The sequence below is a fragment of the Mycobacterium sp. 852002-51057_SCH5723018 genome (assembly GCF_001667035.1).
GTDB lineage: Bacteria > Actinomycetota > Actinomycetes > Mycobacteriales > Mycobacteriaceae > Mycobacterium.
In genome coordinates, this window is record NZ_LZIR01000127.1 from 35,826 (window position 1) to 52,754 (window position 16,929).

The window sequence follows — 16,929 nt, forward strand, 5'->3', positions numbered from 1 at the left end:
CACTCCGTGATCGCAGCCCGCATTACCCACCACCGGAAAGGAACGTTGTGTCATCCGATATCTCTGAAAGCCGCCCGCCCCACGAAGACAGCAAGACGGGCAGCACCAGTGAGAGCGAAAATCCGGCAATCTCTTCCCCAAAGCCGAAATCGCATGCGCCCCTGACCAACCGGGACTGGTGGCCCGACCAGATCGACGTCACGACGCTGCACCCGCATTCGCCCCAGGGCAATCCGCTCGGTGAGGACTTCGACTACGACGCGGAGTTCGCCAAGATCGACGTCGAGGCGCTCAAGGCCGACGTGTTCGAGGTGCTGACCACCTCACAGGACTGGTGGCCCGCCGACTACGGCCACTACGGCGGCCTGTTCATCCGGATGAGCTGGCACGCCGCGGGCACCTACCGCATTCACGACGGCCGCGGCGGCGGCGGCCAGGGCATGCAGCGCTTCGCCCCCCTCAACAGCTGGCCGGACAACGTCAGCCTGGACAAGGCCCGCCGGCTGCTATGGCCGGTCAAGAAGAAGTACGGCAACAAGATCTCCTGGGCCGACCTCATCATCTTTGCCGGCAACTGTGCCCTGGAATCGATGGGATTCAAGACCTTTGGGTTCGGCTTCGGCCGCGAGGACGTCTGGGAGCCCGAAGAGATCCTGTGGGGTGAAGAGGACACCTGGCTGGGCACCGATAAGCGCTACTCCGGCGAGCGTTCCCTCTCCCAGCCCTACGGCGCGACCACCATGGGCCTGATCTACGTGAACCCGGAGGGTCCCGAAGGCAAGCCGGATCCGGTCGCCGCGGCGATCGACATCCGCGAGACGTTCGGCCGGATGGCGATGAACGACGAGGAGACCGCCGCACTCATTGTCGGCGGCCACACGTTCGGCAAGACTCACGGCGCCGGCAGTGGCGATCTGGTGGGCCCGGAGCCGGAGGCCGCGCCGATCGAACAACAGGGGCTGGGCTGGAAGAGCTCCTACGGCACCGGCGTGGGCAAGGACGCCATCACCAGCGGCCTCGAGGTGGTCTGGACGCCCACCCCCACCAAGTGGGACAACACCTTCCTGGAGACGCTGTACGGCTACGAGTGGGAGCTGACCAAGAGCCCCGCCGATGCCTGGCAGTTCGTCGCGAAGGACGGCGCCGGCGCGGGCACCATCCCCGACCCGTTCGGCGGGCCGGGTCGCGCACCGACCATGCTGGTCACCGACATCTCGATGCGCGAGTCCCCGATCTATCGCGACATCACGCGGCGCTGGCTGGACCATCCCGAAGAGCTGGAAGACGCGTTCGCCAAGGCCTGGTACAAGCTGCTGCACCGCGACATGGGGCCGATCACCCGCTACCTGGGGCCATGGATTGCCGAGCCGCAGCTGTGGCAGGACCCGGTTCCGGACGTCGATCACGAGCTGGTCGACGAGAACGACGTAGCGGCGCTGAAAGGCAAGGTGCTCGAGTCCGGCCTGTCGGTTCCCCAGCTGGTCAAGACGGCGTGGTCGGCGGCGTCGAGTTTCCGTCGCACCGACAAGCGGGGCGGCGCGAACGGGGCGCGGCTGCGCCTCGAGCCGCAGCGCAGCTGGGAGGTCAATGAGCCCTCCGAGCTGGACAAGGTGCTGCCCGTCCTGGAAGGGATCCAGCAGGACTTCAACAACTCGGCGTCGGGCGGCAAGAAGATCTCGCTGGCCGACCTGATCGTCCTGGCCGGCTCGGCGGCGGTGGAGAAGGCGGCCAAGGACGCCGGCTACGAGATCACCGTGCATTTCGCGCCCGGGCGTACCGACGCCTCGCAGGAGAACACCGACGTGGAGTCGTTCGCGGTGCTCGAGCCGCGGGCCGACGGGTTCCGCAATTACATCCGCCCCGGCGAGAAGGCGCCGCTGGAGCAGCTGCTGCAGGAGCGGGCCTACCTGCTGGGCGTGACGGGGCCGGAGATGACGGTGCTGGTCGGTGGGCTGCGCGCCCTCGGCGCCAACCATGGCGGCGCCAAGCATGGCGTGTTCACCGACAGGCCCGGAGTGTTGACCAACGACTTCTTCGTCAACCTGGTCGACATGGGTAATGAGTGGAAGGCGTCGGAGACGGCGGAGAACGTCTACGAAGTGGTCGACCGCTCCTCGGGTCAGCGGAAGTGGACGGCCACCGCCAACGACCTGGTGTTCGGCTCCAACTCGGTGCTGCGTGCGCTGTCCGAGGTCTACGCCCAGGACGACAGCCAGGGGAAGTTCGTCGAGGACTTCGTCGCGGCCTGGGTCAAGGTGATGAACGCCGACCGGTTCGACCTCAAGTAACACCCGGAGTGCGTATAACGCGCGGCACCCCGCGAGCCATCGGCTCGCGGGGTGCCGGCAATTCAGACCGCGAAGTGAGGCCAACCACACTATTACCCGTGGGTAACCTACGAAGGCGTAAGTTGCGTACCGTGGGTAAGGGCCGATGCGTCCAACTACTGAAGCTGGGTAAACGGTGGACATGAACGAATTGACGTACCTCGAACTGCACGGAGACCGAATCGCTTACCGGGATGCTGGGCATGGGCCAGTCCTGTTGCTGATCCACGGAATGGCCGGCAGTTCGGCGACCTGGCAGGCGCTCATCCCGCTGTTGTCGAAGAAATATCGCGTCATCGCGCCGGACCTGCTCGGCCACGGCATGTCCGCGAAGCCGCGCGGCGATTACTCCCTGGGAGCGTTCGCGGTCTTTCTGCGCGATCTGCTCGACGAACTCGGGGTGGACCGGGCAACCGTGGTCGGGCAGTCGCTCGGTGGCGGTATCGCGATGCAGTTCGCCCATCAGCACCGCGACTATTGCGAGCGGCTGGTCCTGATCGGCAGCGGCGGCCTCGGCCCCGACCTCAGTCCGGTGCTGCGATTTCTCTCTGCGCCCGGCGCCGAGTTGGTGCTGCCCATCGTCGCACCGCAACCGGTGCTGAGCCTCGGCAACAAGCTGGGTTCGTGGCTGACCTCGGCGGGGATTCAGGCACCGCGAGCCGGCCAGATGTGGTACGCGTACTCCTCGCTCTCGGATGCTGGAACTCGCCAGGCGTTCTTGCGGACGCTGCGCTCGGTGGTGGACTACCGCGGCCAGGCCGTCAGCGCCCTGAACAAGCTACATGTCGCAGCCGGCCTGCCCACCGTGCTGATCTGGGGAGACCACGATCGGATCATTCCCGTCGCGCACGCCTATGCCGCCCACGATGCCCTGGACGGCAGTCGCCTCGAGGTGCTCGAGGGTATCGGGCACTTCCCGCACGTGGAGGCGCCAATGGCCGTGGCGGAAATTCTGGAGGACTTCATCGCCTCGACGACACCCCAGGAAACCACTGACAGTTCGGCACACCTGGGCATTAGCGCCCGGGTCAGCGATTGAAATCCCACTGCCCGTAATCGGGCGCCAGCACCTCGTCGACGTCGACGTTGATCCCGCCCAGCAAGGGTCCCGGGTTCGACGGGCTGTTGACCACGGTCTGATAAAGCACCGCCGCGGGTTCGCGGTCCCCGTGCGACCAGGACCTGGTCTGCCACGCCCACCGGTGGCCCGGGGTGCTGGAGTTGCCGATGACGCCGTCCCTGATCGCCCAGCCGCACGCCTGGGCGTGGCCATAGATGCCGGTGCGGCCCACGCCCAGCACCGAGTTGATTCCCCGAAACCATTGCACCCCAGAGGTATTCCAGAAGTTTTGGTCGATGTCGTCGTCGATGCTGAAGAAGATGGGGGCCGAACCCGGGCCACCCGCGGCGGCGTGCAGTCGCTGGGCCGTCTGGGCGTCCGCCACGCCGCCGTCGTAGCCGCGGGTGGAGTCCGACGGGTCGGGCCAACCCGGTTTGCCGTATTGGAAGTTGCTGACGATCTGAAGACCCGCGGCGCGCAGCGAGTCCGCGTACGCGCTGGTGATGGGCTTCGCCTCGAAGTTGGCGCCGGGCCGCGAGTCGGACACATAGTTCACCACGCCGCCATAGCCCGCCGCTTTGATCTCGTCCGGCGCGATCCTGCGCTCGGCGAAATCGATCAGCCGCAGGTCGGCGGCTGAGGCCCTGGGCGCTCCGACCGATGCGGCCGCCGCCCCCAGGCCCAGGAGGACCGGCGAGTACTTGAGGACGTCGCGGCGTGAGAACGATCGCACGGCGCGATGGTAACAAGCGGGCTGGACTCACCCAGCGATGCGACTGGATTTCGGGTCGACGACGGTCGCATGCAGGTTCCACGTTGGAAATGCTCGGCGCAGCCGCGGCTCGACAACGCTGCTATGCCAATCCGTTCGTTCCGGGCGTGCCGATGATCGTGCCGGCGCTACCGCCGATGCCACCCGTCCCGCCGTTGATGCCATTGCCGCCGTTGCCGCCGTTGCCAAGTAGTGACTGGGTGAAGGAGCCGTCGACGACTGCCCCGGCATCGCCGCCGTTGCCGCCGTCGGCGGGCCCGATGCCGCTGCCGGCGTTCCCGCGGTTACCGCCGCCGGCGAGGAAGCTGAGGGCGTCACCACCGTTGCCGCCGTTGCCGCCGATCCCATTGGGGGCGTCGCCGCCGGCCCCGCCGGCCCCGCCGATGGCCGCCTGTAGCCCGGCGGCCTCACCGCCGCCGCCGCCCGCGCCACCGTTGCCGAGGGCGGAGACGCCGCCGTGCCCGCCGGCACCCCCGCTGCCGATGCCGACCGCCGCGGCGCCGATGCCCCCGGCACCACCGATCCCGCCGGTCCCGCCGGTACCACTGGCGGCCCCGCCGAACCCACCGGCGCCACCCACAGCAACGCCCCACCCGACGAGGTCGGGAGCGGCGGCGCCGCCGCCTGCACCGCCGATTCCGGCGGCGCCCGTGGTGGCGGCGCCGCCGATGCCGCCCGCCCCGCCCTCGGTCAGGTCAATTGCGACGAGGCCCGCGGCAGTGCCGGTACCCCCGGCGCCGCCGGCGCCGGCCAATCCAGAGGTAGCGGCGCCGCCGGCGCCGCCGGTCCCGCCCGCTGCCAGGTCGATTCCGAAGATGCTGTGGGCGAAGCCGGCGCCGCCGGTGCCGCCGACCCCGCCGGTTCCAGTGGTCGCGGCGCCCCCGGTGCCACCCGTACCGCCGAAACCGGTGAAGAGGCCTAACCCGTTGCCGCCGGCGCCGCCGGCCCCGGCGATCCCACTGGTAGCGGCGCCGCCAGCCCCGCCGGTCCCGCCGATGCCTTCCAGGAAGCCAGCGTTGCCGCCGGCGCCGCCGGCTCCGCCGTTCCCGGTGCCGGTGGCGGCCCCACCGATGCCGCCCATGCCGCCGTTGCCGAACAGCAGCCCGTTACCCCCAGCCCCGCCGGTCCCGCCGCCGGTTCCGCCTACCCCGCCGATGCCGCCACTGCCCCACAGCAACCCGCCGGTGCCGCCGTTGCCGCCCGCGGCGCCGGTACCGCCGGCGCCGCCGGTTCCGCCGACACCGATCAGCCCGGCAGCGCCGCCCGCACCACCCGTTTGCCCGGCAGCACCCGAACCGCCATTGCCGCCGTTACCGATCAACAACCCACCGGCCCCACCGGCCTGGCCGGTGCCCGTCGCTCCGTTCGCGCCGTTGCCGATCAGCGGACGCCCCAACAATGTCTCGGTGGGTGCATTGATCACCCCGAGCACGTCTTGCTCGAGCGTCTGCAGCGGTGAGGCATTGGCCGCCTCGGCGGTCGCATACGCGCCCACGCCGGAGGTCAGCGCCTGCACAAACCGTTGATGAAACTCGCTGGCCTGCGCGCCGAGCGCCTGGAAGTCTTTGCCGACTCCGGCGAATAGCGATGCCACTGCGGTCGATACTTCATCCTGGGCAGCCGGCATCAGCGCGGTAGTGGGAACGGCGGCCGCCACACGCGCCTCGTCCAGGGCGGATCCGATGCTGTCCACCTGCCCGGCCGCTGACTCCACCCATTCCGGATCTACGACTACAAACGACATACCCCGTTCCCTTCCGTGTACGAAATCCCCAGCATCAAGGGCGAATTGATGTCATTCGGCCGGCACGCCGCCCAGCAAAGCCTCCGAGGCATTGCGGCGCCAGGTCGGACCTGGCGTCACAGCGGCGAACGACATTGCTAAACCTCTTGTTAGCTAACGGGACAGTGAGCTGCGTCTCTCGGAGTTGTTTGCTCACACGATGTTTGACACCTCAGTGGCGCCCGGGTATTCGCGTCTATCCCTATGATGCTCGTCACTAATGGGCCGATAACTCGAGGGCGAATGTACCGATAATCGAGCTGCTGTGGGGCTGCGGTTGCTTGAGCGCCGCCGAAATCGGTCGAGTCTCAACGAAATCAGAACTTGGCGGCAAGGCTCCACGAGCCGACCATGTGAGCATGGGAACCGGATGCTTGGACAGGGACGCGGCGTTGGCGATGCGATTCGAACGCGACGTGGGCCCGCTGCTCGATGACCTCTATGGCGCCGCTCGAAGGCTGACTGGCAATCGCGCCGACGCCGAGGATCTGATCCAGGACACGATGCTCAAGGCCTACAGTCAATTTCATACACTCCGGGAAGAATCGCGTCTGCGTGCATGGCTGTATCGCATCATGCATAACACGTGGATCAACAACCATCGGAAGTCCCTGTCCCGGCCCGCCGAGCAGCTAAGCGCAGACATCGATCACGTACAGCACCGGGGGCGGTTTGAGGTTTGCTCGGCGCGGTGGCGCCCCGCGGAGCTCGATGTGCTCGAGAGCCTGTCGGACCGCAAGGTGATCGAAGCACTCGAAGCGTTGCCGGAAAGCCAACGAATGACCGTCTACTACGCCGATGTCCACGGTTACCGATACCGAGAGATCGCGGAGATATTGGACATCCCGATCGGAACGGTGATGTCGCGCCTGCATAGCGCGCGCCGCAGGCTGCGCGGGTTGCTGGAAGAAGTGGCTCGGGATCAGGGCCTCATCTGAGTTCAGTCACAGGGTTTTCCAATATGTCTGTTCCCCAAGACATTTGGATTTGCCAGATATACCTCGTCGCGTTTCGCGTGGACGTCAGGCGCACTAACGGGCGGCGGATCGTCGTTACCGTGTGCCGGTCTGAAGGCTAGAACCGGACTCACGGTCGTGTTGCCGGAACAGTGGTTTGACGTTGCGCTCGAACACGACCCGCTCGCCCGCGCCTGGTAGCGGCACCTGCGGCGCGGACGACGGCCCGATGTTGCTCGTGCCGGGAGCGGAGGGCACCGGCGCGGCCTGACCCGCCATTCCGGGCGTTGCGCTGCCTTGAGAACCGAAGGTGATCGATGGTTGCTGCTGAGCTGTTGGGCCGGAACTCGCGCAGCCTGTGGCCAACGCCACAGCTGCCACGGTCGCGGCGACGGCGGGCAGCGCACTGAGCGAGCGATGTGGTTGGGGCATGACGGTCGCAAACCTTCCTCATTGATGGCGACTCGCGGATGCGAAATGCTCGCTAGGAGAGAGGTCGGTGAATTACCCCGTGAGGTCACATCCGCCACAGCTGCCCCACTGCGCAGGAAGCGCGCCGCGCCGCGACTGCGATCGTGCGAGGTTCGCTCCTCCCAACCCGCCGCAGTTCGGCGGCCAGCGTTCCCAGAGGCGGGTGCGCCGTGACCGCTACGCCCAGCCCCGGCGTTGTTCGGGCTCGTTGCGTCGTTTAGGTGATCGAACTATAGTCTGGACACATGTCCAGTTTGCTGTCACGGATCTCGGCGGCCCGTTGATCGCGATGGATTGGGGGGCGGCTGTCCGTCCTAACTCCTCGGCGGCTAAGAGTTGAGTATGCGAATTGCCCTGCTGTCCTATCGCAGTAAGGACCATTGCGGCGGACAGGGCGTCTACGTGCGCCACCTCAGCCGCGGTCTGGTCGAACTCGGCCACGACGTCGAAGTGTTCTCCGGCCAGCCCTATCCCCAACTGCTCGATCCACGAGTGCGGTTGACCAAGGTGCCCAGCCTCGACCTGTACCGCGAACCCGATCCCTTCCGGGTGCCGCACCCGCGCGAGATTCGCGACTCGATCGACCTGTTGGAATTGCTGACGGTGTGGACGGCGGGCTTCCCCGAACCGCGAACGTTCACGCTGCGCGTCGCCCGGCTATTGGCCGAGCGGGCTGACGAATTCGACCTCGTACACGACAACCAGAGCCTGGGCACCGGCCTGCTCACCCTCGCCGGCGCGGGGCTGCCGGTGGTGGCCACCGTGCACCACCCCATCACGCGCGACCGGGTGCTCGATGTTGCCGCCGCGAAATGGTGGCGAAAGCCCTTGGTGCACCGCTGGTATGGATTCTCCAAGATGCAGGAGCAGGTGGCGCGGCGCATCCCGGACCTGCTGACGGTGTCATCGTCGTCCGCCGCCGACATCGTCGCCGACTTCGGTGTCTCGCCGGATCAACTGCACGTGGTGCCATTGGGCGTCAACACCGACCTGTTCAAGCCGGGGGCAGAACCGCGCAAACCCGGTCGCGTCATCGCGATCGCCAGCGCCGACACCCCGCTCAAGGGTGTCCGGAACCTTTTGCACGCCGTCGCCAGGCTGCGCACGCGCCGAGACCTCGAGTTGCGGCTGGTCGCCAAGGTCGAACCCAACGGCCCCACCCACAAGCTCATCGCCGAACTCGGGATCTCCGACATCGTCCACATCACCAGCGGGCTGTCCGACGCCGAACTCGCGGCGCTATTCGCTTCGGCCGAGGTCGCCTGCATTCCGTCTCTCTACGAAGGGTTTTCGCTGCCGGCCGTGGAAGCGATGGCGAGCGGAACCCCGATCGTGGCCAGCCGGGTCGGTGCGCTACCGGAGGTCCTCGGCACCGACGGCGCGTGCGCCGAGCTGGTTCCCGCGGCCGATGTCGACGCGCTGACCGGCGCGCTCGGGTCGCTTCTCGACTCGCCGGAAAAGCGCCGCAGCATGGGCAGGGCCGGCCGAAATCGCGCGGTCAACGTATTCAGCTGGGAAGCTGTGGCCGCTCAGACGGTGGGGGTTTACGAGCGGGCGATCGCGCGATGCTGACGGTCGATTTCGACCGGCTCGGCGTCAGGCCTTCGGTCAAGGTGATCGACGTTGGCTGTGGGGCCGGCCGGCATGCCTTCGAAGCCTATCGGCGCGGCGCCGACGTCATCGCCTTCGACCGCGACGCGTCCGAGTTGCGCTCCGTGGAAGCTATCTTGCGTGCGATGAAAGAAGCCGGAGAGGCGCCCGCGGCGGCGTCGGCGAAGGCGGTTCTGGGTGACGCGCTGAGTTTGCCGTACGCCGACGAGACGTTCGACTGCGTCATCGCATCCGAAATCCTGGAACACGTACTCCAGGACGAAGCCGCGATCGCCGAACTGGTCAGAGTCCTCAAAGTCGGTGGCACACTGGCGGTCAGCGTGCCGCGCTGGCTTCCCGAACGGGTGTGCTGGCTGCTTTCCAACGAATACCACAGCAACGAGGGTGGCCACGTCCGCATCTACCGGGCCAGCGAGCTGCGGGACAAGATCACCGGCGGCGGAATGGAATTGACCCACGCCCATCACGCACACGCGCTGCACTCACCGTTCTGGTGGCTCAAATGCGCGGTCGGCGTGTCGAATTCGGACCATCCCGCCGTCGCCGCGTATCACCAGCTCCTGGTGTGGGATCTGATGCGGCGGCCGAAGATAACGCAGCTGGCGGAGTCACTGCTCAACCCGCTCGTCGGCAAGAGCATCGCGATGTACTTCACGAAGCCGCAGGCGACGGGAAGCGAAGCCGCCCCGGGGTATTCAGTTGCATCGGTATAGCGCGCCGGCCGTCCCGGGTGTCCTCACGCCCGGCCAATGCCGCCAGACCGCGATGTCGATCGCCGCTGCGCAGGAATCGTCGGGCGCCATCCCCTGGTTCGACGGTGGCCACACCGATCCGTGGGATCACATCGAGTGCGCCATGGCGCTCACCGTGGCCGGGCTGCTGGACCCGGCGCGCGCCGCGTTCGAGTGGAGCCGCCGCACGCAACGGCCCGACGGCTCGTGGCCCATCCAAACGCGTGCAGGCGTCATCGAAGACGCCAACAGCGACAGCAACTTCTGCGCATACATCGCCACCGGCGTGTGGCACCATATGCTGATCACCGGCGACAGGTCATTCGCCGCCCAGATGTGGCCGGTCGTACACAAGGCGGTCGACTTCGTCATCGACCTGCAGTTCGGTTACGGCGAGATCGCTTGGGCCCGAAGCGAATCCGGGCCGCTGCCGGAAGCGTTGATGACCGGTTGCGCCAGCGTGTTCCACAGTCTGCGCTGCGCGCTGGCGCTGGCCGCTCTCGCCGGGGACCCGCAGCCTGAATGGGAACTGGCGCTGGGGCGGCTGGGCCACGCGATCGCAGCGCACCCCGAGGCGTTCACCGAAAAGGACCGCTACTCGATGGACTGGTACTACCCGATCCTCGGCGGTGCGCTGCGCGGCCCGGCGGCCGCAGACCGAATCAAACAGCGCTGGAACGACTTCGTGGTGAGCGGCCTGGGCATCCGTTGCGTCGACGATCGGCCCTGGGTCACGGGCGCCGAGACATGCGAATTGGTCATGGCCCTCGATGCCATCGGCCACCGGTCCGCCGCACATCAGCAGTTCGCGGCGATGCAACACCTGCGTGAAGAGGACGGCTCCTATTGGACGGGTCTGGTATTCGCCGACGGGAAGCGCTGGCCCGAGGAGCGCACCACCTGGACCGGGGCGGCGATGATCCTGGCGGCCGACGCGCTGTCGGACACCACGGCGGGCGGCGCGATCTTCCGCGGTGACGGGCTGCCGATGGGCCTGCAGAGCGATTTCGACTGCGAATGCGTGGTTACCGGGCCGGGGCGGTGACGATCGGCTCGCCCGGTTGGCCGCCGGTGCGTTCCAGTACCCGCAGCGACCCCGTGGCCGAAACCTCGCGAAACTGACCGGAATCCACAGCGCGGCAATAGATGTAGTAGGGGGGCCGCCCTCCGTCGCGGGGGTCGGGGAACACGTCGTGGATGACCAGCGCCCCACCGACGCTGACCCACTTCGCCCATCCCTCGAAGTCCTCGGTCGCGGCTTTTTCCGAATGGCCGCCGTCGATGAACAAAAACTGCAGCGGTGAGCGCCACCCCCGCGCGACAACGGGCGACTTGCCCACCACGGCGACAACGTGGTCGTCCAGCCCGGCCGAGTCGAGCGTGCGGCGAAACGTCGGCAGCGTGTCGAACAACCCGGTGACGCCGTCGACCATCGAGGTGTCGTGGTATTCCCAGCCCGGTTGGTGTTCCTCCGAGCCGTGATGATGGTCGACGGTGTAGAGCACGCTGTCGGTTTGTTGCGCCGCCGCCCCGAGCAACAGGGTGGATTTGCCGCAGTAGGTGCCGATCTCGACGCCCACGCCGCCGTTCAGGTACCGCAGCGCGGCGTCATAGAGCGCGCGGCCCTCGTCGGGTGGCATGAAGCCTTGCACCTGCTCGGCCAGCGCAAACAAGCGCTTCGGGGAACTGGTGTCGGCGCGGCCCATGAGCCGAACATATCCGTCGGCTACGTCGCATCGTCGGGGTGGTCGACACCATCGGCCAGCGGGTTGGGCGCGATCCCTTTACCATCATGCTGTGCACGCTTTGCCTTCCCGCAAATTGGTTGATATCACGCTGGCCGCGGTGGTGACCGCGGCCGGCCTGTGGGCGCTTCCGTCCGCGACACCGACGGCCGCGGCCGCGAGCTGCCCGCAGGTCGAGGTCGTCTTCGCGCGCGGCCGATACGAATCCGCGGGGGCGGGGGTCCTGGGCAACGCGTTCATCAGCGCGCTCCGGTCCAAGGCCGGCAACAAGAACATCGGCACCTACGCGGTGAAGTACCCCGCCGACACGGAGATCGACATCGGGGCCAACGACATGAGCCATCACATCCAGAACGTGGTCAACTCCTGCCCCGACACGCGGCTGGTGCTGGGCGGCTATTCGCTGGGCGCGGCCGTCACCGACGTGGTGCTCGCGGTGCCCTTCAACGCCTTCGGTTTCGACAGTCCCCTGCCGGACGGCACCGATCAACACATCGCCGCCGTCGCGCTGTTCGGCAACGGAAGCCAATGGATGGGGCCGATCACGAACTTCAACCCGCTCTACAACGACAGGACGATCGAGCTGTGCCACGGCGCCGATCCCGTGTGCAACCCGGCCGACCCGAACACCTGGAAAGAGAACTGGCCACAACACCTCGCGAGCGCCTACATCGACGCGGGCATGGCCAACCAGGCGGCCGACTTCGTCGCCGGCAAGCTGTAGCCGATCGGGTCGACGCGCCTCAGGCGATGTCGGCGACCAGAACCCCCATGCGGCGCGCTCCCAATCGCACGAGGCGCGGCAGTCCCTCGGCGTCGGAACCGGCGGGCAGCACCCGCGGGTTGGTGATGCGCACGTCGCGCCCTCGAATTTTCACCTCCGCCTCGCCCGCGGCCAGCACGTTCTTGACCCAGTCGGTCTTACCGTGGCCCAGCAGGACGGCGAGCACGTTGCCTTTGCGGAACGCGTTCACGACGGTCTCATACGGCTTGCCCGACTTGCGACCGCGGTGTTCGACCACCGCGAACGTGGGAAGATAGCGCGCCCCTCGCCGCATGACCGGATTCATGTACCGCATCTGCCACCGGTCTAGCCAGCGCGGAAACAGCATGGGTAGGCCCGGTGCGCTGTTGGGATGATCCTGGGGGGACATGCGGCTCCTTAAGTCGGGCGATTTCGTCACGCGGAAAGGTCGACGGCGGTTTTCCTGCTGCCGAGCCGCGCCGGCAGCCGGGTGAATCCGCGCAGGTTCACCAGCCCCCGCGGTTGCGGCGGCGCGGCCAGCTCCAGATCGGGAAAGTTCTCGAACAACGCGCGCAGCGCGGTGGTGCCTTCAATGCGCGCCAGCGCCGCGCCAAGGCAGGCATGGATGCCGGACGCGAACGCAAGGTGCTCGCGCGAGTTGGGCCGGGCGACGTCGAACCTGGCGGGGTCCTCGAACACCTCTGGGTCGCGGTTGGCGCCGCTGAGGAGCAGGGCAACCATGTCGCCCGCGGCGACGCGCTGACCGCCCATCTCGACGTCGCAGTGCGCGGTGCGCGCCGTCATCTGCACCGGGCTGTCCATCCGCAGGATCTCCTCGACGGCGGACGGCCACAGCTCGGGGTCGTCGCGTAGCCGCGCGAGTTGCTCCGGGTGCCGCAGCAGCAGAACGATGCCGTTGCCGATCAGGTTGACCGTGGTCTCGAAGCCCGCGCCGATCAGCAGCGCGGCGTTGGCGGTGAACTCGTGGTCGGTCAGCGTGCCGTGGGTGGCCAGCCGGCTGAACGGATTGTCGCCCGTGGCACCGGCACTGAGCTGGTGGAAGCGATCCCGCAGCTCACGGTCGGCGCCGCGCAGGCTGTCGATGGCCCGCCGGTAGGTGCGCCAGCTGATCCCGATGTCCAGCAGCGGGGCCCCGCTGTGGCCCCACTCCAACATCCGCGGGTGCGCGTCGGCTGGCAGGTCGAGGATCTCGCCGATGATCGCCACCGGCAGCTGGGACGCGAAATCGCCGATCAGGTCCGGGTGCGGGATCGCGGCGAGGCGCGCGAGGAGCTGGTCGGTCACCTCGGTGACGCGGTCGGTGAGCCTGTCGATCGCGCGCGGGGTGAAGCTTTGGGCCACCAACTGCCGGTAACGCGTGTGCTCGGGCGGGTCGACGACGACCATCGCGGGCGGTTCGACCGGATTGGCGACCGCCCGCTCGTCGGTTCGCGAGATGAGCGCGCGCAGCGGCCTCGGCAGGTCCATGGCGGCCGGGGCGGTCACACCGAAGCGTTTGTCGCGCAACACTTCTCGGCATAGATCGTGGTCCACGCTCACCCACGTGAACGGCGCGCGTACCAGCGGTCGCCCCGCCCGGATTTGCTCCATGAGCGGGTAGGGATCGATGCCGCGGCCGTGGCCGGCGATCAGCCGGGCCAACGGGTCGCCGCGCCGCGCCTGCACCTTCATGAACGCCCGGGCTACCCCGTGCATGGCGACCCACCGGCCGAACAGGCCAACGCCCATGGCAACCCCCCAGCGACGGAATATCCGCTACGATGCTTTGCGAGACAGATAGACGAGTAATGTCTCGCAGCGTATCGATCGCTACGATACGGCGACCCGCATGAGCGAGCAAGGAGCGATCACGTGACCACGAGCCGAACGGCGGACTTCGTGCGGCGCCTCACCGCTCCCGAGCCCGCCGTGCTCGCCCAACTGCATCGACCCGACGAGATCACCACCCGGATCCTGGGGGCCACCGTCGAGCAGGCCGAACTCGTCGGAATGCGGCGCATCACGATGGAGGACGTCGCCCGTCGCAGCGGCGTCGGCCGGGCGACCCTGTACCGCCGCTTCCCCACCAAGGCGGCCCTCATCGACGCCGTCGTCCTCGCCGAGGCGCGTCGCTACTTCGATGGCAACGAACAAGCCTGTTCGCATGCCACCGGCCTCGAAGACCGGCTGGTTTACGGCACCGTGTTCACGGTGACGTTCCTGCGCGAACACGCGCTACTCAAGAAATTGCTGCGCACCGAACCCGAGACCATCCTGCCGAGCCTGACCGTCGACGCCGGCCCGATAATCGACTTCGCCGTGGAGCAGTCCGCAGCCGAATTGCGCACTGAGATCTACGGCACGACCGGCACAACTGCCGACCAAGAGCGCCACTTGCGCACCGTCGCCGAGCTGCACACCCGGCTCACCTTGTCCTTCATCGTTACCCCGCACACCAGCATCAAGCTCGACACCATCGACGACACCCGCGCCTACGTGCGCCAATACCTGCTGCCGATGATCATCGGGGGTTCCGGCGGTATCACGCCTCGTACGTGACCTGGTACCAATGGCGGACGGGCTTGTGGCTGGTGTCCGCCTGACCGGTGTCCGTCGCGCTCACCACATTGACGTCGGTCACGCTGGAATTGTGGGCCTCGATGTAGCGCTCCAATTCGTGCAGAAGTGCGCTATGCGGCTGGGCTGGGTTGGCGAGCGCCTTGGCTCTGTGGGTCTGCGGCACACCAAGGATTATGCCGACGTCTGAGCCTTTCCGCAGCCTTTGCTATTGCCTTGCCTCGCAACGTGATTCATGGCGAGCGCGCGCTTGCAGGCCGACATAGCCGAGGACCAGCCCGGCACCGATCTCGCCCACGGCGGTCAGCCAGGAGAACCACGTGACGTTGATCCGCGGGCCCGACGTGAAGCTGTCTTGATAGCCGGGCAGGAACGTGGGCAGCAGGTGGCCGTAGGTGAACAACAGCACGCTGCCGAAACCCACGAAGACCGCGGCATGCGCGGCCCACCGGTGGTGCCGCAACACCAGAACCGCCCCCATCAGGACGAAGACGGCCTGGATCATGCCGCCAACCACGACCGGCGGCGGCGATGCCTGCATCCCCCGTCGAAGGTGATCGACCGCGTGGAGGAGGAACGCCGCGACGAACGCGACCATCGCCACGGTCATGCCGCGCTGCGCTGTCACTGGGGCGTTGACCATCCGCTTCTCCCGCCAAGATCAGGCTACTACCCAGCGTAGTAGCTCGGCCCGGCGATGTAAACGGTCAACCACAAAGGGAGCCGAATTCGCGTCCGGCGTGCGCGCTAAAGGCGATCAGGCGAAGACACCAGCTAATGCGACTGGACCGAATGCGAAATTGGCGTATTCGTTGTCGGGCCGTCACGCCGTTCGATTCGCCCGCCCGCGCGGGAAAGCTCAGGCCGGGGTGTCGGTGCTGGAGTACACCTTGAACTTCCGACTAACCGCGCCCGAAGCCGCCGCGCGGTGGCGCGTAAGGGAGGACGGGTGGCGGTGCATCGCTTCGGTTCGCTCCCGGGCACGGCGCTGGGCAGCCAGCCAAGTCGGATGCGATTCAAGGAAAATAACCGTCGCTCCGGATTCATTCGCCACGATTCCACTCCTCCCCGGGCAACCCGCAAAATGTAACAACGCTGGTTATCGGATCGTGATTCCAGAATGCCCTGGTAATCCTGAGACCAAACCATGCGCAAACATGAGAATTGGCCGTGAATTCGCCCGAATCCAGAACCGCTACCGCGCCGCCGCCCGTTTCCGGCCCACCGCGATCCGAACTGTAGCGACGGGCACCGACAGAATTGCTGTTTCGACCCCGCGGGGGCTGGGCTGCTATCGTCCCTTGCTTATGCCGGAGATGGACCGCCGCCGCATGATGCTGACCACCGGGATCGGCGTGCTGGCAGCCGCGCTGCCGCTTCCCCAGGCCCGGGCCTACCCGTCGGGACAGGGTCGGGTGCCGCCGGCCGCGCCCAGCGGCCAGACCGGGAGCTACATCTTCCACGACGAATTCGACGGCCCGGCCGGCTCGGCGCCCGACTCGTCGAAATGGGCGATCGCGAAGGCCCGCGAGACGATCAAGGATCCGACGTATTGGGAGCGGCCCGAGAACATCGGGCAGTACCGCGACGACCGCCACAACGTCTTCCTCGACGGCAACTCCAACCTCGTGCTGCGCGCCGCCAAAGACGGCCCCACGTACTTCAGCGGCAAGGTGCAAAGCCTCTGGCGCGGCGGGGTCGGCCACACCTGGGAAGCCCGGATCAAGCTCAACTGCCTGACCGCGGGCGCTTGGCCCGCGTATTGGCTGGGCAATGACGATCAGGGCGAGATCGACGTCATGGAGTGGTACGGCAACGGCAACTGGCCCTCGGCCACCACCGTTCACGCGAAGGCGAACGGTGGCGAATGGAAGACGCACAACATCGCGGTGGACAGCGCCTGGCACACCTGGCGCACCCAGTGGGACGACGCCGGCATCCGCTTCTGGAAAGACTATGTCGACGGCGCGCAGCCGTACTTCGACGTGCCGGCCAGCTCGCTGCCGGACTGGCCGTTCAACGGGCCCGGGTACACCGTCTATCCGGTCTTCAATCTCGCGGTTGCCGGCTCCGGCGGCGGGGATCCCGGGTCGGGGACCTATCCGGCCGACATGCTCGTCGACTGGATACGGGTCTGGTGATCCCGGACCG

Annotated in this window: 16 protein-coding genes; 9 read left to right on the top strand and 7 right to left on the bottom strand. The window is 67.3% G+C overall.

Annotated features, from left to right (window positions below):
- The first annotated feature begins 47 nt into the window (after positions 1 to 47).
- Both katG and A5764_RS25895 read left to right on the top strand, forming a co-directional pair.
- On the top strand, positions 48 to 2,288 hold the full coding sequence (gene katG, locus A5764_RS25890; protein ID WP_067119330.1) for a catalase/peroxidase HPI: 2,241 nt from the start codon (positions 48 to 50) through the stop codon (positions 2,286 to 2,288).
- Positions 2,289 to 2,469: 181 nt separating this feature from the next.
- Positions 2,470 to 3,366 (top strand): alpha/beta fold hydrolase, encoded by an 897-nt coding sequence (locus A5764_RS25895; RefSeq protein ID WP_067119334.1) that lies wholly within the window; start codon positions 2,470 to 2,472, stop codon positions 3,364 to 3,366.
- Here the strand turns inward: A5764_RS25895 and A5764_RS25900 are convergent.
- On the bottom strand, positions 3,356 to 4,120 hold the full coding sequence (locus tag A5764_RS25900) for a DUF1906 domain-containing protein (protein ID WP_067119336.1): 765 nt from the start codon (positions 4,118 to 4,120) through the stop codon (positions 3,356 to 3,358). The two genes, A5764_RS25895 and A5764_RS25900, sit on opposite strands and share 11 nt — an antisense overlap.
- Positions 4,121 to 4,241: 121 nt before the next feature.
- A complete protein-coding gene (locus tag A5764_RS25905) occupies positions 4,242 to 5,903 on the bottom strand; it encodes a PE family protein (protein ID WP_082951918.1) in 1,662 nt (553 codons plus the stop codon).
- Between the two features lie 398 nt (positions 5,904 to 6,301).
- Here A5764_RS25905 and A5764_RS25910 point away from each other — a divergent pair, with 398 nt between their 5' ends.
- The 4 genes from A5764_RS25910 (at position 6,302) to A5764_RS25930 (ending at position 10,756) form a co-directional block, all read left to right on the top strand.
- Positions 6,302 to 6,880: a sigma-70 family RNA polymerase sigma factor gene (locus tag A5764_RS25910; RefSeq protein ID WP_067119747.1), complete on the top strand. Its 579-nt coding sequence runs from the start codon at positions 6,302 to 6,304 to the stop codon at positions 6,878 to 6,880.
- Positions 6,881 to 7,711: 831 nt separating this feature from the next.
- Positions 7,712 to 8,941, top strand: a complete 1,230-nt coding sequence (locus tag A5764_RS25920; RefSeq protein ID WP_067119350.1) for a glycosyltransferase family 4 protein — start codon at positions 7,712 to 7,714, stop codon at positions 8,939 to 8,941.
- On the top strand, positions 8,935 to 9,693 hold the full coding sequence (locus A5764_RS25925; RefSeq protein ID WP_067119352.1) for a class I SAM-dependent methyltransferase: 759 nt from the start codon (positions 8,935 to 8,937) through the stop codon (positions 9,691 to 9,693). Before A5764_RS25920 ends, A5764_RS25925 begins: the two co-directional genes overlap by 7 nt.
- Positions 9,680 to 10,756 carry a prenyltransferase gene (locus A5764_RS25930; protein WP_067119354.1) on the top strand — a complete coding sequence of 359 codons (1,077 nt, stop codon included), beginning with the start codon at positions 9,680 to 9,682 and terminating at the stop codon, positions 10,754 to 10,756. Before A5764_RS25925 ends, A5764_RS25930 begins: the two co-directional genes overlap by 14 nt.
- Here the strand turns inward: A5764_RS25930 and A5764_RS25935 are convergent.
- Positions 10,737 to 11,417 carry a class I SAM-dependent methyltransferase gene (locus A5764_RS25935; protein WP_067119356.1) on the bottom strand — a complete coding sequence of 227 codons (681 nt, stop codon included), beginning with the start codon at positions 11,415 to 11,417 and terminating at the stop codon, positions 10,737 to 10,739. The genes A5764_RS25930 and A5764_RS25935 overlap by 20 nt on opposite strands.
- A gap of 91 nt (positions 11,418 to 11,508) precedes the next feature.
- Between A5764_RS25935 and A5764_RS25940 the strand changes: the two genes are divergently transcribed.
- Positions 11,509 to 12,180 (top strand): cutinase family protein, encoded by a 672-nt coding sequence (locus A5764_RS25940; protein WP_067119359.1) that lies wholly within the window; start codon positions 11,509 to 11,511, stop codon positions 12,178 to 12,180.
- Between the two features lie 19 nt (positions 12,181 to 12,199).
- On the opposite strand, the gene A5764_RS25945 is transcribed toward A5764_RS25940, so the two are convergent.
- Positions 12,200 to 12,610 (bottom strand): nitroreductase family deazaflavin-dependent oxidoreductase, encoded by a 411-nt coding sequence (locus A5764_RS25945; RefSeq protein ID WP_067119362.1) that lies wholly within the window; start codon positions 12,608 to 12,610, stop codon positions 12,200 to 12,202.
- Positions 12,611 to 12,636: 26 nt separating this feature from the next.
- A complete protein-coding gene (locus A5764_RS25950; protein ID WP_067119365.1) occupies positions 12,637 to 13,950 on the bottom strand; it encodes a cytochrome P450 in 1,314 nt (437 codons plus the stop codon).
- Positions 13,951 to 14,073: 123 nt separating this feature from the next.
- Between A5764_RS25950 and A5764_RS25955 the strand changes: the two genes are divergently transcribed.
- Positions 14,074 to 14,760, top strand: coding sequence for a TetR/AcrR family transcriptional regulator (locus A5764_RS25955; protein ID WP_067119368.1), 687 nt, complete (start codon positions 14,074 to 14,076; stop codon positions 14,758 to 14,760).
- Here the strand turns inward: A5764_RS25955 and A5764_RS25960 are convergent.
- Complete coding sequence (locus A5764_RS25960) at positions 14,744 to 14,944, bottom strand: hypothetical protein (RefSeq protein ID WP_067119371.1); 201 nt, start codon at positions 14,942 to 14,944, stop codon at positions 14,744 to 14,746. The two genes, A5764_RS25955 and A5764_RS25960, sit on opposite strands and share 17 nt — an antisense overlap.
- Positions 14,945 to 14,986: 42 nt before the next feature.
- The gene (locus A5764_RS25965) at positions 14,987 to 15,421 is read right to left on the bottom strand and encodes a hypothetical protein (RefSeq protein ID WP_156664893.1); all 435 of its coding nucleotides are present in this window, start codon (positions 15,419 to 15,421) and stop codon (positions 14,987 to 14,989) included.
- 664 nt (positions 15,422 to 16,085) lie between these two features.
- Here A5764_RS25965 and A5764_RS25970 point away from each other — a divergent pair.
- On the top strand, positions 16,086 to 16,919 hold the full coding sequence (locus A5764_RS25970) for a family 16 glycosylhydrolase (protein WP_067119376.1): 834 nt from the start codon (positions 16,086 to 16,088) through the stop codon (positions 16,917 to 16,919).
- Positions 16,920 to 16,929: the final 10 nt, after the last annotated feature.